This is a genomic window from Chitinophaga dinghuensis (assembly GCF_003259435.1).
In the GTDB taxonomy this organism is placed as follows: domain Bacteria; phylum Bacteroidota; class Bacteroidia; order Chitinophagales; family Chitinophagaceae; genus Chitinophaga; species Chitinophaga dinghuensis.
In genome coordinates this window covers 36067-52087 of record NZ_QLMA01000002.1, presented here as the reverse complement: position 1 = coordinate 52087, position 16021 = coordinate 36067, and the positions used below count along the sequence as shown (strand labels likewise).

11 protein-coding genes are annotated in these 16021 nt (G+C 45.6%); 8 read left to right on the top strand and 3 right to left on the bottom strand.

The genetic code is table 11. The features are described from left to right. Position 1 precedes the first annotated feature (1 nt). The 6 genes from kdpA to CLV59_RS05380 are packed head-to-tail and all read left to right on the top strand — an operon-like array spanning position 2 to position 8312. Positions 2-1720: a potassium-transporting ATPase subunit KdpA gene (gene kdpA / locus CLV59_RS05405; RefSeq protein WP_111591003.1), complete on the top strand. Its 1719-nt coding sequence runs from the start codon at positions 2-4 to the stop codon at positions 1718-1720. A gap of 21 nt (positions 1721-1741) precedes the next feature. Continuing rightward, positions 1742-3787 carry a potassium-transporting ATPase subunit KdpB gene (gene kdpB, locus CLV59_RS05400; RefSeq protein ID WP_111591002.1) on the top strand — a complete coding sequence of 682 codons (2046 nt, stop codon included), beginning with the start codon at positions 1742-1744 and terminating at the stop codon, positions 3785-3787. Positions 3788-3811: 24 nt separating this feature from the next. Continuing rightward, positions 3812-4375: a K(+)-transporting ATPase subunit C gene (locus CLV59_RS05395; protein ID WP_111591001.1), complete on the top strand. Its 564-nt coding sequence runs from the start codon at positions 3812-3814 to the stop codon at positions 4373-4375. A gap of 17 nt (positions 4376-4392) precedes the next feature. Continuing rightward, the gene (locus tag CLV59_RS05390; protein WP_111591000.1) at positions 4393-5475 is read left to right on the top strand and encodes a porin; all 1083 of its coding nucleotides are present in this window, start codon (positions 4393-4395) and stop codon (positions 5473-5475) included. A gap of 9 nt (positions 5476-5484) precedes the next feature. Then, complete coding sequence (locus tag CLV59_RS05385) at positions 5485-6609, top strand: sensor protein KdpD (RefSeq protein WP_111590999.1); 1125 nt, start codon at positions 5485-5487, stop codon at positions 6607-6609. Further along, complete coding sequence (locus tag CLV59_RS05380; protein WP_111590998.1) at positions 6606-8312, top strand: sensor histidine kinase; 1707 nt, start codon at positions 6606-6608, stop codon at positions 8310-8312. The genes CLV59_RS05385 and CLV59_RS05380 overlap by 4 nt, the downstream gene beginning before the upstream one ends. Here CLV59_RS05380 and CLV59_RS05375 read toward each other — a convergent pair. Next, on the bottom strand, positions 8288-10897 hold the full coding sequence (locus CLV59_RS05375) for a PAS domain-containing hybrid sensor histidine kinase/response regulator (RefSeq protein ID WP_111590997.1): 2610 nt from the start codon (positions 10895-10897) through the stop codon (positions 8288-8290). The two genes, CLV59_RS05380 and CLV59_RS05375, sit on opposite strands and share 25 nt — an antisense overlap. A gap of 318 nt (positions 10898-11215) precedes the next feature. Between CLV59_RS05375 and CLV59_RS05370 the strand changes: the two genes are divergently transcribed. Then, a complete protein-coding gene (locus CLV59_RS05370; protein ID WP_111590996.1) occupies positions 11216-11917 on the top strand; it encodes a porin family protein in 702 nt (233 codons plus the stop codon). Positions 11918-11987: 70 nt separating this feature from the next. Here the strand turns inward: CLV59_RS05370 and CLV59_RS05365 are convergent, their stop codons facing one another. Beyond that, positions 11988-12764 (bottom strand): enoyl-CoA hydratase-related protein, encoded by a 777-nt coding sequence (locus tag CLV59_RS05365; RefSeq protein WP_111590995.1) that lies wholly within the window; start codon positions 12762-12764, stop codon positions 11988-11990. 30 nt (positions 12765-12794) lie between these two features. Further along, positions 12795-14825, bottom strand: coding sequence for a S9 family peptidase (locus tag CLV59_RS05360; protein ID WP_111590994.1), 2031 nt, complete (start codon positions 14823-14825; stop codon positions 12795-12797). 115 nt (positions 14826-14940) lie between these two features. Between CLV59_RS05360 and CLV59_RS05355 the strand changes: the two genes are divergently transcribed. Continuing rightward, a complete protein-coding gene (locus CLV59_RS05355) occupies positions 14941-16017 on the top strand; it encodes a carbohydrate-binding family 9-like protein (protein ID WP_111590993.1) in 1077 nt (358 codons plus the stop codon). Positions 16018-16021: the final 4 nt, after the last annotated feature.

Genomic DNA, 16021 nt, shown 5'->3' with positions numbered 1-16021 from the left:
GATGAACACAGAAATATTAGGCGTTATCGCCACCTATGGACTAACATTACTACTTGCCTGGCCACTTGCGAGATACATTGTCAAGGTTTTCAGAGGAGACAAGGTATGGTCCGATTTTATGTCGCCGCTGGAGAGACTCTTCTATAAGTTTTCCGGCATTAATCCTAAGGAGGAAATGGATTGGAAACAGCATATGAAAGCGCTGTTGACCATTAACCTGGTATGGTTTGTTTATGCTTTTTTTGCATTACTGTTCCAGGATAAACTGCCACTCAATCCGGATGGAAACCCAGGACAGTCGCCTGATCTGGCTTTCAACTCGGCAATCAGTTTCCTTGTAAACTGTAACCTGCAACACTATTCCGGCGAAACGGGCGTCACCTATTTCACGCAGCTTTTTGTACTGGCCTTCCTGCAATTCGTAAGTGCAGCCACAGGTATTGCGGCGCTTATAGTTGTATTTAAGGCATTTAAAGAGAAAACAGTTACCAAACTGGGTAACTTCTGGGAAATCTTCCTGAAAACGATTACCCGCATCCTGCTGCCGCTTTGTTTACTGATTGCAGTGATACTGATATTCAATGGTACGCCAGCCAGTTATGCCGGTAAAACCAGTGTAGTAACATTACAGGGAGATACAGTGAATGTTTCCCGTGGTCCTGCGGCTGGTTTCATTGCTATCAAACACCTGGGAACTAATGGTGGTGGATGGTTTGGCGCTAACTCTGCGCATCCGTTCGAAAACCCTAACTATATTGGCTATATCACAGAAATGGTGGCCCAGGTAGTGATTCCTATTGCAATGGTTTTCGCCCTCGGCATGTTCATACAACGTAGAAAATTCGCTTATGTCATCTTTGGTATAATGACCATTGGGATGATATGCCTTCTGATACCCACCATGCAGGCAGAAATGAGCGGAAATCCTGCCCTGGCGCATATGGGGGTACAACAACTAACCGGTTCCATGGAGGGTAAGGAAGTTCGCTTCGGCCCCGCAGGAACAGCCTACTGGAGTACCGTCACGACGATTATTTCCACTGGTTCCATCTGCGGATTCCACGACAGTATGATGCCTATGAGCGGCCTGATGGAATTGCTCGGCATGATGCTGAACTGCCTCTATGGCGGATGCGGCGTAGGTATTCTGAACTACTATATCTATGTAATTATCGCGGTATTCATTTCAGGATTGATGGTAGGACGTACGCCTGAATTCATGGGACATAAACTCGAGGCCCGCGAAGTAAAAATTGCAGCGCTGATTACCTTGTTGTCTCCTTTCCTCATCCTTGCCGGTACTGCCATTGCATGTTATGTATTTGTACATCATCCAAATGCAGATTGGGCGGTGAAACCGAGTAGCTGGCTGAATAATCCCGGTTATCACGGATTTTCAGAAATGCTCTACGAAATGACCTCCTCCAATGCCAACAATGGTTCCGGTTTTGAAGGACTCGGAGATGGTAATATGTTCTGGAATATCAGTACCGGATTTGTATTGATTTTAGGAAGATATCTGCCGATTATAGGTCCAGTGGCAATTGCAGGTATTATGGGCGCCAAGAAACATATTCCCGAATCTGCTGGTACGCTGCGTACGGATTCACTCACTTTTGGCGCGATGACATTTGCAGTGATTGTGATATTAACGGCGTTGTCTTACTTCCCTGCACTGGCATTGGGCCCGATTGCAGAGTATTTTTCGCTGTATAAATAATTATCCATAAGATATTTCGAGATGAATAAAGATAATAAACTGTTTCCGAGAGAGCAGGTACTGGAAAGTCTGAAGCAATCTTTCGTGAAACTGAATCCGAAACTGATGATCAAAAACCCGGTAATGTTTACCGTGGAACTTGGCACTGCAGTTATGCTTGTTGTGGCCTTATACGCCCTGTTTACCAAGAATACAGACCAGGGTAGCGCAGGTTACAACATAGCCGTTTTCCTGGTACTATTCCTCACCGTGTTGTTTGCCAATTTCGCGGAAGCGATCGCAGAAGCGCGTGGTAAAGCACAGGCAGAAAGCTTGCGCAAAACCAGAGAAGAAACGCCCGCCAAAAAAGTGGAATTGATCGGAGAGATTTTCACCAATGAAATCAAAATAGTATCCTCTTCTCAACTGCGTAAAGGAGATATTTTTGTTTGTGATCCGGGAGACATTATTCCTGCCGACGGAGAGATCGTTCAAGGGCTCGCCAGTATCGACGAGTCGGCTATTACGGGAGAAAGCGCGCCAGTGATAAGAGAAGCGGGAGGAGATAAATCCAGCGTGGTAGGCGGCACAAAAGTACTTTCTGATCATATAAAAGTACGCGTGACCACCGAACCTGGCGAATCTTTCCTGGATAAAATGATTGCCCTGGTAGAAGGTGCAAGTCGCCAGAAAACGCCGAATGAAATCGCGTTAACCATTCTGCTGGCGAGTTTCACACTGGTATTCATTATCGTTTGTGTGACCCTCAAACCTTTCGCTGACTACGCGAACACACCGATCACTATAGCGGCATTCATCTCCCTGTTCGTTTGTCTGATACCTACTACCATCGGCGGATTATTATCTGCGATCGGTATTGCAGGTATGGACAGAGCCCTGCGGGCGAATGTGATTACCAAATCTGGTAAGGCTGTAGAAACAGCGGGTGATATTGATGTACTGTTACTGGATAAAACAGGTACCATTACTATCGGTAATCGTAAGGCGACTAACTTTTATCCTGCTAACGGAGTGGATATGAACGCTTTCGTGCAGCTCTGCGCTATTAGCTCCCTCTCGGATGAAACGCCGGAAGGTAAGTCGATCGTAGAACTGGCCGGAAGAGATATCGTTTCCAAATTGAATACTACTGGCGGTGTGCTGGTGAAATTTACCGCCGAAACCCGCAGTAGCGGTATAGACCTGCCTGATGGAAATAAAATCCGTAAAGGCGCTTATGATGCCATCAGGAATCTTGCAGAAAGAGCCGGAAATCCTTTCCCGGCAGAGATTACCAGTCGCGTAGAATCGATCTCCAAAGATGGCGGTACGCCGTTGGTAGTAGCGCTGAACGGTAAAGTACAAGGCGTAATAGAATTACAGGACATTATCAAACCGGGTATCAGCGAGCGTTTCGACCGTCTGCGCAGGATGGGTGTGAAAACAGTGATGGTAACGGGAGACAACCCCCTGACAGCTAAATATATCGCCACTAAGGCCGGAGTGGACGACTTCATTGCAGAAGCCAAGCCGGAAGATAAAATGACGTATATACGTCGCGAGCAAACAGAAGGCCGACTGGTAGCTATGATGGGAGACGGTACCAACGATGCTCCTGCCCTCGCCCAGGCGGATGTAGGCGTAGCCATGAACAGCGGTACACAGGCTGCAAAAGAAGCCGGTAACATGGTGGACCTGGACAACGATCCCACCAAACTGATTGAGATCGTAGAAATCGGTAAACAGTTGCTGATGACCCGTGGTACACTCACCACTTTCTCCATCGCCAACGACGTAGCGAAATACTTCGCAATCGTACCAGCCTTATTTGTGGCCTCTATTCCTGCATTACAAGGTATCAATATCATGAAGCTGCATAGTCCTGAAACGGCTATTCTCAGCGCTGTGATCTTCAATGCGATCATCATCCCGATGTTGATTCCACTGGCACTACGAGGCGTAGCCTACAAACCAATAGGCGCCAGTGCATTGCTGCGCAGAAACCTGCTGATCTATGGTGTGGGTGGCGTAATTGCTCCATTCATCGGTATCAAAATTATCGACATGGCGATTGCCCTGTTTATGTAAGCTGATTAAATTAAAAAGAAAGTCATGAAAAAATATCTCTTGCCCTCTATAAAACTGACCGTACTGCTGGTAGTATTACTTGGTGGAATTTATCCTCTGCTGCTGGCAGGCATCGCGAAACTGGCTCCTGGTAAAGGAGATGGTGTAACGGTCATGCATAATGGAAAAGTAGTGGGCTTTGAACAGATTGGTCAAAAATTCACAGAAGATAAATATTTCTGGAGCCGCCCGTCAGCAGTTGATTACAACGCTGCCGGCTCCGGAGGGTCCAACAAAGCTGCCAACAATCCTGACTACCTGAAAGTAGTACAGGAACGTATCGACACTTTCCTGGTACATAACCCGGACGTGAAGAAATCTGAGATCCCTGCAGAGCTGGTAACCGCGTCTGCCAGCGGCTTAGATCCTCATCTCTCTCCTGCCGCCGCCAATATACAGGTTGCGCGTGTAGCTAAAGCCAGAGGCATAGCTACTGATAAACTGAAACAACTGATAGCCGACAATACCAAAGCGCCTGTATGGGGCATGTTTGGAACACCTACTGTAAACGTACTGAAACTCAATGTAGCTCTGGACGAATTGAAATAACGACGAACTGACTCTATATGAAAAAAGCCTTAATGGTTGCAGGCATATTGTCTGCGACACTGAACCTCTATGCGCAAGACTCTACTAAAACCGTTGAAAATGCAAAAGGAAGTTTCACCTTTTCCGGATATGCAGAAGCTTATTACAGCTATAATACTGGTCAACCATCCAACCATTTGGCTCCAGGATTTCTGTATAACTTCAACAGACATAACGAACTAAACCTAAACCTGGCAATGGTGAAAGCCAATTACACCAGTGATCGTGTACACGCCAACGTTGGCATCATGGGTGGTACTTATACGCAGTATAATATGGCTGCCGAACCAGAAGCGCTGCGATACCTCTATGAAGCCAATGTGGGGGTACGATTTGGGAAAGTATGGATTGATGCCGGCCTGATGCCCTCTCATATTGGCTTTGAAAGCGCCATCGGAAAAGATTGCTACACCCTTACCCGTAGCATCATGGCGGAAAATACGCCTTATTTCGAAGCCGGCGCCAAAGTTACCTGGGCGCCTAATGATAAATGGACTTTCGCTGCATTATACCTGAATGGATGGCAACGGATCAAAAAAGTGGATGGCAATCAAACGCCTAATTTCGGTACCCAGATTACCTTCAAACCCAATGCCCGTATCTTGTTGAACTGGAGCACTTATGTAGGGAATGATTTTCCTGATAGTACCCGTAAAATGAGATACTTTAACGACCTTTACGGTACCTTTAATATCACTGATAAATTCAGTTTTATTGCAGGCTGTGACTATGGCCTGCAACAAAAAGAAAAAGGCTCCAGCGACTACTCCACCTGGTACTCTCCTATTATAGTGGCCAGGTATGCATTCACAGAAAAGTTTGCAATGGCCGGTCGCGCGGAATACTATAATGATAAAAACGGCGTCATCATCGCCACGGACACCCCGAATGGATTTAAAACCACCGGCTTTTCGTTAAACGCAGATTTCACTCCTGTCAACAATATTATGTTACGCCTGGAAGGCAGACTATTTGATGGCAGAGACAAAACTTTCCTGAAAAAGGATACTCCTACCAGCACCAATGACGCTATTACCGCCTCGCTGGCAGTATGGTTTTAATAAATCATCATGACAGATAAAGAACAATCGGTCGCGCACTTCCTGCAGCTCGCTAATAAATCGGGCAGAGGTCAGTTTAAAATCTATATCGGTATGAGCGCCGGCGTAGGTAAAACCTTCCGTATGCTGCAGGAAGCGCATTCTATGCTCAGAAATAATGTCAATGTACAAGTAGGCTATATAGAAACCCATGGCCGTAAGGAAACCCAGGCCCTCGTAGAAGGACTACCCGTAATTCCCCGTAAGCAAGTGTTCTATAAAGGCAAACTGCTGGAGGAAATGGACCTCAATGCGATCCTTTTGTTGTCGCCAGACTGGGTAATAGTAGATGAATTGGCCCATACGAATATCCCCGGTTCCAAAAATGAGAAACGCTGGCAGGATGTAGTGGAAATACTGAATGCAGGGATTAATGTGATCTCTGCCGTGAACATCCAGCATATTGAAAGCATTAACCAGGAAGTGAAATCCATTACTGGCGTGGAAGTGCAGGAACGTATACCCGATAGCGTGCTGCAAATGGCCAATGAAGTAGTCAACATTGACCTCACTGCGGATGAACTAATCACCCGACTGAAAGAAGGAAAAATATACGACCAGTCGAAGGTAGAAACGGCCATGCGCAATTTCTTCCAGGCGGAGAAAATCTTACAACTGAGAGAGCTCGCTCTTAAAGAAGTAACTACTCAGGTAGAGCGAAAGGTGGAAACGGAAATCCCGCGCAGCCAGCAGATGCGCCATGAAACGTTTCTGGCCTGCATCTCTTCCAATGATGAAGTAGCCAGAAAGGTGATCCGAAAGACCTCCCGACTGGCTGCTTATTATCATGCAGACTGGTACGTTGTTTATGTGCAGACGCCGAGGGAAAGTGCAGATAAAATCGCCCTGGCATCTCAACGACATCTCATTAATAACCTCAAACTGGCTACAGAACTTGGAGCGGAAGTAATACAAGAGCATAGTGCCAATATTTCATCAGCTATCATTAACATTGCACTGGAGAAACATGTAACAACGGTATGCATCGGAAAACCGCATATCAGTTTGTTCCGTATCATCCTGCGTACAAACATGTTTAATCAGCTGTTGAAAACGCTTTCTTCCAATGATATAGACCTCATTATACTGTCATGAGTAACATTAGGCTGAAAACGAAGATCACCCTGGGGGTACTTTTCTTATATATCATGCTGCTCGTCGTCAGCGTGCTGGGCTACTACTACCTGAGCCGCCTAAACGAAAAAGCAAAAATTATCCTCAAAGATAACTATGAGTCTGTCGAGTATGCGAAGAACATGCTGGTAGCCCTGGAGGAACTGCCCCAGCATCGCGACTCTGCCATCCAGCTATTCAACTCCAGTTTACACCGGCAACAAGCGAATGTTACCGAACAAGGAGAGATGCGTGCTACTGCTGCCGTAGCTGCGGCCTTTAGCCGGGTCGCACAGGACTCCGCCTACGCTCCTGCTGATATTGCCGCCATCAAGAAGAATATCTACATCATTATGGACCTGAATATGGCGGCCATCGTGGGAAAGAATGAAAAAGTGAAAATGGCCGCCGATAAGGCGTTGTTATATATTGCTATCATCAGTGGTGTTTGCTTCCTCGTAGGACTCACCTTCGTTTATAATTTCCCCGGATATATTGCCAACCCTATTCATGAACTGACAGAAGGTATCAAAGGGATCGCCGATAAACAGTATAGCAAAAGGCTGCACTTCAAATCCGGCGATGAATTCGGAGAACTGGCCACTGCATTCAATACCATGGCGCAACGACTGGACGAATATGAGCATAGTAATATTGCTCGTATTATGTTTGAAAAAACGCGTGCAGAAGCTATTATCAGTAGCCTCAAAGATGCCACAATCGGTTTTGACACCCGGAATACTATCCTTTTTGTGAATACGCAGGCATTGCAGTTGTTGAATATGCAGGAAAAAGACCTGGTAGGACATCCAGCGGAAGAGGCAGGTAAATACAATGATCTGCTGAAATACCTGGTAAACAACCAGGAAAATACGCCGCTGAAAATTGTGGTGGATGGGAAGGAATCCTTTTTTACCAGAGAGGTGGCAGACATCAAGCATGAAAAAGAGCGTATAGGCTATGTCGTTATATTGAAAAATATAACCGCTTTCAAAGAGCAAGATATTGCTAAAACACATTTCATCGCTACTATTTCCCATGAACTGAAAACGCCCCTCGCCTCCTCCGACTTCAGTCTGAAGTTATTAGAAGATGATCGCGTAGGGCAGTTGTCCACTGAGCAGAAAGAGCTGGTAGACAGTTTGAAACAGGATAATCGCAGGATGATTAAAATTGTAAGTGAGTTGCTGGATTTATCGCAGGTAGAAAGCGGCAATATCCAGCTGCAGCCACAGCCAGTTGCAGCGCGGCAGGTGGTGGAATATGCTTTGGATACTGTTCAGAAGCAGGCGTCTCAACGGGAAATAGCCATAGTGCCGGTAGTTCCAGAGAGTTTACCTTTAATAGTAGCGGATGTGGAAAAGACTGCCTGGGTACTGGTCAATCTGTTGACCAATGCTATACGTTATTCCAAGCCTAAATCGCAGATTGATTTACAAGTGACCGCGGCAGAAGGAAACGTAGTCTTGTTCTCCGTACGTGATCACGGAAAAGGAATACCTGCTGCATTTACGGACCGGATTTTTGAACGCTTTTTCCAGGTGCCTGGCGTTAGAAGTGCCAAGGGTAGCGGACTAGGCCTCGCTATCTCAAAAGAATTTATTGAAGCGCAGGGAGGCCATATCGGCGTTACGAGTGAAGAAGGAAAAGGCAGTACTTTCTACTTTACATTGCCAACAGCCTGATTGGCGGCCATTTTCAATGCAGGCAGGAATGTATGCCAGGCCTGCATCAGATTCCCGACACGATGGGGAATAGTGGCCAGATTTTCCCGTGTCTGCGCATCGCGCTCAATAGACAAACTAAGGCTCATCGCTTCCTTGAATTGCAGTAAAGTGAACAACGTTTTCAGTTGGTGAGCCAGCATAAACACTTGCTCCCAGTTTTGTTGCTGAACATTTTGCTGTAATTCTTCCAGTTTGTTGGGGAATTCTGTGAGCATATCCTGATAGAGGCCCAGTATTTCCTGGTCATCCAGGCCTACTTTATCGCGAAGGTAATCGCTATCGGGGCCAGCAGGAATTACTTCCTGAACTGGTGCTACAGACGGCATGGGAGCAGGAACCCAGGAGCCGGTTGCTTTGAGGATTTTGGTGTACAATTCTTCTTGTTCGTATGGTTTGGAGATATAATCATTCATACCGATTTCCAGGCATCTTTCTTTTTCGCCTTTTAATGCGGAGGCAGTCATAGCAATAATTGCCGTAGTGATACCATTTTTGCGTATTAGTCGGGTGGCTTCATAGCCATCCATTCCTGGCATCTGTATATCCATGAGGATACAGTCATATTTCTGGAAAAGCAGCAATTCTACGGCAACGCGGCCATTTTCCACCATATGCACCCTGGCGCCTCCTTTGTTGAGGGCATGCCAGGCCACTTTCTGGTTGATCAAGTTATCTTCTACTACCAGAATTGATTTGCCCAGCAATGGTTTTCCTTTCAGTATATGGGGAGACAACTGTTCTACTTCCGGCGACAGGCTATTATCATACAGGAATGGTTGTACTACCCGGAAACGGGAACCTTTCCCTGGAGTGCTGTCCAATGTGATGGCGCCGTTTTGCATTTCCACGAGTTCCTTGCATATGGCTAGTCCCAGGCCGGTTCCGCCGAAGGTCCGGTTATTATCCGCATGTGTCTGGGTGAAGCTGTCGAATACGAATTGCTGTTTTTCCTGGGCGATTCCTATGCCCGTATCTGTTACCTCATAAACCAGGCTTACACTTTTTTCATCGGCGTCCAACGCGGAAACATATACGCTCACGCTACCTCTGGCGGTAAACTTGATGGCATTTTCCACCAGGTTGACTAATACCTGTAGCAGGCGGATTTTATCACCGATCAAACATTTAGGAATATTTTCATCTATGACCGTGATAAAGTCCAGTTTTTTCTCTTGTGCCTGATGTTTCAGGGGGTACAAGGCTTTTTCAATTTCTTCGCGGAGGATGAAAGGTTTCTCTTCCAGCTTGAGTTTCCCCGCTTTTATTTTAGAGAAGTCGAGGATTTCATTAATGATTACAAGCAAATTTGAGGCGGATGTCTGGATGGCATGTACAAATTCCATCTGATTCTCCTGTAAGCGGGTATCCTGCATTAAGAGTCTGGTCATACCCAGGATACCATTCATGGGGGTACGAATTTCATGGCTCATATTGGCCAGGAAGGTTTCCTGTGCTCTCTTGGCCTCTTCCGCTAACCGTTGTGTTTTGACAAGTTCTTTGATATAGTTCTTTCTTTCCGTCACATCATGGGCGGTACAACAGATACCGATCATTTCGTCGTATGCATTACGCAATGGGAACTTGGTGATATAATAATGTGTTTGTTCCCCGTTTATTTCGAGGGTATCATCCATGGTGGCGGGATGGCCGGTACTGATAACCTGGGCGTCCAGTCGTGCATAGCGGCTCACCCAAGGGTAAGGCAGATCGTCGTCTATCTGCCCGATGATATCATCTTTTCGTATACCCATTACATCGAGGAAGCGCCTGTTGGTAAGAATATAACGGCCAGTCATATCTTTAATAAACATCATGGAAGGAGTAAAATCAATCACTGCTTCCATTCTTTCCCGGATATAATCCCCGGAATAGTCGGCCTCCTTGCTACTATACAGATCGCGGACAACGCACTGGAATTCCGTCACGCGGCCATCATCATCTCTGATGGCGGATACCAATTGCTCTACGAATTTCCTTTCTCCACTGCGGGTAATGATTTCGAACTGGGTGGAGGAATAGTCCTGGTAGCCTTTCATCTGCTGTACATAGAAGGGCTGTAGCTGTTCGAACGTCTTTTTATCAAGGAACATGGAGTAATGTTTACCTACTACTTCCTCGGCGGAGTAGCCGGTAATATCTTCCACAGCATCATTTACGAAGGTGAAGTACCCTTCCGGAGAGGAGGTATACATGATAGGGCCGGCTTGTTGGGCCAGGCGTTTGTAGGACTGGGCATTTTTATGCATGCGGTTGGCCCTTTCTCTCAGTCGGGAAATATGCCAGGATATCTGGCGGGCTTCCACGCAGAGGAAAACGATGGCGAGGAAAACCACAAACATGATAAATAGGAAACTGTAACTGGTGTAGCTCAGGTCCTTTTGAATATAGACATGTAACTGTTCGCGGGAGATACTTTTATTGAGGAGCAGAGCGGCGGCCGCCTGTGTTCTCTGCCTGATGTTCCAGGCATAAAAGAGAAGCACGCACAGTACCAGTCCGATAGTAACAAAAAGCCAAATAACGCTATTAACAATTTTTTTCATTACCAAGAATGTTCAAAAACTCTTAAAAATTGTACAACAGTAAATTGTCAGCGTTGGCAGGGGTTAAGTCCCGAAAGACCGATTTTATTTCAAATTAAGGATTATTTATACCATTTTGCCTGTTCATTTTGTTCATTTTGCACAACCAAAGTAAAAGAGTAGCAAGGAAAGAATATGATTATCAATATGAGTTTTTATGTAACTTCCATCTCCGGAATGAGTAATTTAGGGGTTGTTTTTGCAATATTTTAACCAATCATTTTATAATCATTCCATTAAATTTGCCTAATATTCTTTTTCTTAAGTATTAAGATTTTTATGAAAAAAATAATTTTTACCCTTGGGCTCATAGCCGCTTCATTAGGAGTTTTCGCACAGGATGCTGGTTCGCCGATGAATAAAGCGATGAATTCTGTTACCCATTCCAGGGATTTCCTGATGATCCAGGTGGCTTATGATGGCTGGGCCGGATCTCCAGACAGTGTGAAAACCGGTTTCAACAGGGGCTTTAATATTGCATTCATGTATGACATGCCTCTTAAGAAGTCTAACTTCAGTATTGCTCCTGGTATTGGTATCAGCACCAGCGGCGTTATGCTGAAAGATCACAGCATGGATGTAGCAGGTCGTGTAAATGCAACAGACGTTACTTTCCCTTACACTACTACTAATAAGAGATATAAAGTAGCTACTACTTATATTGAGATCCCTGTTGAGCTGAGATATCGTTCCGTTCCGGACAATGCCAACAAAGGTTTCAAAGCAGCTCTCGGTGTGAAAATTGGCGCCTTAGTAGATGCGCACACCAAAGCGAAGTTCACTGGTCCTAACGGCGGTAAAACCACCGACAAGGAAAGAAACAAGGAGTTCTTCAACCCATGGCGTTTTGCGGCTACTGCCCGCGTAGGTTATGGTAACTTTGCCCTCTTTGGCAGCTACTCCCTGAATCCGTTGCTGAAAAACAGCGACAAATACGATATCAGATCTTACCAGATTGGTATCGCCCTGAGTGGTCTTTAATACCAATAAACGAATATAAAAAAACGCGTCCTGCCTTGGCGGGACGCGTTTTTTATTGGGAGGAGCTGCATTATTTTCCGGTAAATACCGGCTGGCGTTTTTCCAGAAATGCCGTCACTCCTTCTGTATTATCTGTTGAATTACCGGCAATTTCCTGGCAATAGGCTTCATATTCCAATACCTCATCCAGGCTTTCTGTCATGCCTTTGGTGAGCATTTTCTTCATGAGGGCAATTGCTTTCGTAGGGGCGTTGGCGTAATACTTCGCCTCTTCTGCCACTGCCTCATCCAGCGCGGTGGCTGGAACTACCTTATTCACCAGACCCATTTTCAGGGCTTCTTCTGCGCTCACTTTGGTGGCTTTGGTAGCCAGTTCGAAGGCCCGGTGATAACCTACAGTCCTTGGCAGGAAGTAGGAAGAGCCGGAATCCAGTACCAGTGCAATATTGATGAAAATCTCTATCATACTGGCGGTTTCGCTGGCAATGATGACATCGCAGGCCAGGGCCAGGGAACATCCTGCACCGGCAGCCACGCCATTCAGTTTGCAGATCACGGGTTTGGGCATGTTCCTGATGGCACGGATAATTGGATTATACCGTTTATGCAGAGATTCGCTCAAATTCCGCTTGCCGGCCTCCATGGATGCTTTAAGATCCTGACCGCTACTGAAAGCCTTTCCAGCTCCAGTGAGTACTACTACCCTAACGGCAGCATCCCTTTCTACTTTCTTTAATGCGTCCTGTAGCTCATAGCTGAGCGGATCATTGAATGCGTTGTATACTTCCGGTCGGTTCAGGGTGATGGTAGCGATACCATCCTTGATGTCAAGCGTTAAAGCAGTCATGGAGATTATTTTGGTGTGAATGAATGAAAATTAGAGTGTTTCTTTCAGCCAGTTGAAGAACTCACGCTGCCATACGATGGCATTCTGAGGTTTAAGTACCCAGTGATTTTCTTCAGGGAAATACAGCAACTTACTCTTGATACCTTTCAACTGTGCCAGCTGGAATGCCTGCAAGCCCTGCTCGATAGGTACGCGGAAGTCAATACCACCCTGGATGATAAGAATAGGCGTATTCCATTTGTTGGCGTGCTCACTTGGGTTGAAGTTCTTATAAGTGTCGGCATTGGCTTTATCCCAATATGCTCCGATATCCCAGTTGGCAAACCAGAGTTCTTCGGTAGTGCCATACCAGCTTTTCAGATCGAAAAGACCATCATGTGCAATAAAGGTTTTGAATCTGTTTTCGTGTACGCCTGCCAGCATGTACACAGAATATCCGCCATAGCTGGCGCCAACAGCACCCAGTCTGTTCTTGTCTACATAACTTTCTTTACTCACATCATCAATAGCGCTCAGATAATCGCGGATAGGTTGTCCTCCCCAGTCTTTACTAATTGCTGCATTCCACTCTACTCCATGACCTGGCATACCACGACGGTTAGGCGCTACCACAATGTAACCCTGTGCCGCCATTAGCTGGAAGTTCCAACGGTAAGAGTAGAACTGGCTGAGGGCTGATTGTGGACCACCCTGGCAATACAATAAAGTTGGATATTTCTTAGCAGGATCGAAATCTGGCGGATAGATCACCCAGGCCAACATTTCTTTATTATCGGTGGTTTTGATCCATCTTTTTTCCACTTTGCTCATGCCGATTTTATCGTAGGTAGCCTTATTTACAGTGGTCAATGGTTGTACGCCACCTTTCGCCAGATCTACAGTAAATACTTCAGCGGCGTGGTTCATATCAGTACGGGTAACCACCATGGTATTACCACTTTGCGCTACCATATCGTTGATATCAAAATCGCCACTGGTAACCTGACGGATATGTTTTTCGTTTGTAGCCGCTACCTCTTTCTGGAGCGTAATTTCCAGCAGTTGCTCGGTACCTTTGATGACAGCAAGGAAGTAGATTTTTTTGCCATCATTACTGAAGCGGGCAGAGGATACAGTGCCATCCCAGCCTTTGGTCAGGTTGGTTTTAACGCCTGTTGCACGATTCAGTACAATGATATCATTTTTATCCGCTTCATAGCCATCATGGGCCATACTCAGCCACAGTAATTGTTTACCATCGGGACTGAAAGACGGCGCTACATCGTAGCCCATCATGCCTTCAGAAAGATTGCTCGTCTTCCCGGAAGCAATATTATATTCATACACATCGGTATTGGTACTTATCGCGTAAGCTTTACCGAATTTTTTCTTGCAGATGTACAGAATGCTTTTTCCGTCTGCACTCCAAATCATGTCTTCTGCGCCGCCGGAAGGCATCTGAGGACAATCATAAGGCTCTTCTGCCATGATATCCACAGGAGTACCTACTTTCCCATCTTCATAAGTGGCAAAGAATACATGAGAGAATTTACCATCTTCCCAGGTATCCCAGTGACGATAGTTCAGGTTATCATAAATCTGAACGTTGGATTTAGGAAGATCGCTGTAGAAATCATGTCCGGATACTTTTTTGATTTTCACCTCTTTGGAGAAGAGGATATATTTTCCATCCGGAGAGATACGGATATTCTCCATGCCACCATCTACATTGGTTTTCTGAACGGGGTTTGAACCGTCGGCGTTCATTTCCCACCACTGTCCTTTAAGGGAATATCCGATTTTGTTACCAGGGAGTAATGCCACATCTCCTTCTGCGCCAATGGAATTGGTCAGTTGTTTGACATTACCACCGACAAGGGGAATAGAGAAAAGATTTTTCTCGCTTTTATTTTCTGCAAGGTTTACCTGAGAAACGCTATAGATAACAGATTTGCCATCTGCAGACACGGTTTCTCCACTCACTCTACCTAGCTGCCACAGCAGCTCTGGCGTCATCTTTTCCTGTGCTGATGCTGCCATAGTTGTAAATAATAATCCTGTCAGTAAAATTGGTTTATACATGTGCTGAAAGGTTGTTTAGAATCGTATAAATGTAACGATAAATGCTGGTCTAGGATTCATAATTAATAAGATTAACTTTGGTCTCCTCAAGTTAAACGTTGAAAATTGGTTGGTTATGTATAGATGTTATTGGTTGCTGGTACTGATAATGATGGGCAGTCTATTGCCCGGAAATGGCGTTGCTCAAACTTTCTCGGCTGCATTCAAACCCTTTGCCGGTACGCCTCGGAACTATGTTTGTATGCGTACAATGGACAGCATTAGAATTGACGGACATTTGGACGAAGATTCCTGGAAAGCGGCAGCATGGTCGGCAGATTTTACAGACATAGAAGGAAGTCGTATGCCTGCACCGAATTACCGTACACGTATTAAATTGTTATGGGACGAAAAGTATTTATACATTGCTGCCTGGTTGCAGGAGCCGCATGTATGGGGTACCTTAAAAGATCATGATGCGATCATTTTTCATGATAATGATTTTGAAGTATTCATCGATCCGGATGGAGACACTCACCAGTACTTTGAACTGGAAATCAATGCCCTCAATACGGTGATGGATCTGTTTATGAACAAACCATATCGGAATGGAGGCCAGGCTATGCTCAACTGGGATACCAAAGGATTACTGACCGCCGTAAGCGTAAATGGTACGCTGAATAATCCGAATGATATCGATTCCTCCTGGACGGTTGAAATGGCCATTCCATTCAGCGCGCTTCGTTTCTTCGGAGATAAGGATCATCCGACAGATGGTAATACCTGGCGGATCAACTTTTCCCGCGTAGAATGGGATACAGATATTCGCGACGGAAAATATGTAAAACGCGGAAACCCGGAACATAACTGGGTTTGGAGCGCTCAGGATATTATTAACATGCATGCTCCGGAAAGATGGGGATATCTGCAATTTTCTGATCGTAAGGCACACACGAATGCGCCAGCATTCATCATGCCTGCAGAAGAAGAAGTGAAGCAACAATTATGGCTGGCATACTATGCACAGCAGGAATATCGCGCTAAAAACGGACGATATGCTACTGCTGCGAGCCAGTTGAAACTGCCTGCAGGAAAGTATCCACTGCAAATAGAAGGCATCAGCAAACAGTTTACTGCCACTATTAAAGTGCCATCCTTACAAAAATCCATCAGTATTAATCAGGAAGGAAAAATCTCGTCAGATAAATTATAACGGC

Coding starts and splice junctions, on each gene's coding strand:
- CLV59_RS05370 (WP_111590996.1), top strand. CDS start 11,216: ATGAAAAAAATAATTTTTACCCTTGGGCTCATAGCCGCTTCATTAGGA.
- CLV59_RS05380 (WP_111590998.1), top strand. CDS start 6,606: ATGAGTAACATTAGGCTGAAAACGAAGATCACCCTGGGGGTACTTTTC.
- kdpA (WP_111591003.1), top strand. CDS start 2: ATGAACACAGAAATATTAGGCGTTATCGCCACCTATGGACTAACATTA.
- CLV59_RS05360 (WP_111590994.1), bottom strand. CDS start 14,825: ATGTATAAACCAATTTTACTGACAGGATTATTATTTACAACTATGGCA.
- CLV59_RS05385 (WP_111590999.1), top strand. CDS start 5,485: ATGACAGATAAAGAACAATCGGTCGCGCACTTCCTGCAGCTCGCTAAT.
- CLV59_RS05390 (WP_111591000.1), top strand. CDS start 4,393: ATGAAAAAAGCCTTAATGGTTGCAGGCATATTGTCTGCGACACTGAAC.
- CLV59_RS05375 (WP_111590997.1), bottom strand. CDS start 10,897: ATGAAAAAAATTGTTAATAGCGTTATTTGGCTTTTTGTTACTATCGGA.
- kdpB (WP_111591002.1), top strand. CDS start 1,742: ATGAATAAAGATAATAAACTGTTTCCGAGAGAGCAGGTACTGGAAAGT.
- CLV59_RS05395 (WP_111591001.1), top strand. CDS start 3,812: ATGAAAAAATATCTCTTGCCCTCTATAAAACTGACCGTACTGCTGGTA.
- CLV59_RS05365 (WP_111590995.1), bottom strand. CDS start 12,764: ATGACTGCTTTAACGCTTGACATCAAGGATGGTATCGCTACCATCACC.
- CLV59_RS05355 (WP_111590993.1), top strand. CDS start 14,941: ATGTATAGATGTTATTGGTTGCTGGTACTGATAATGATGGGCAGTCTA.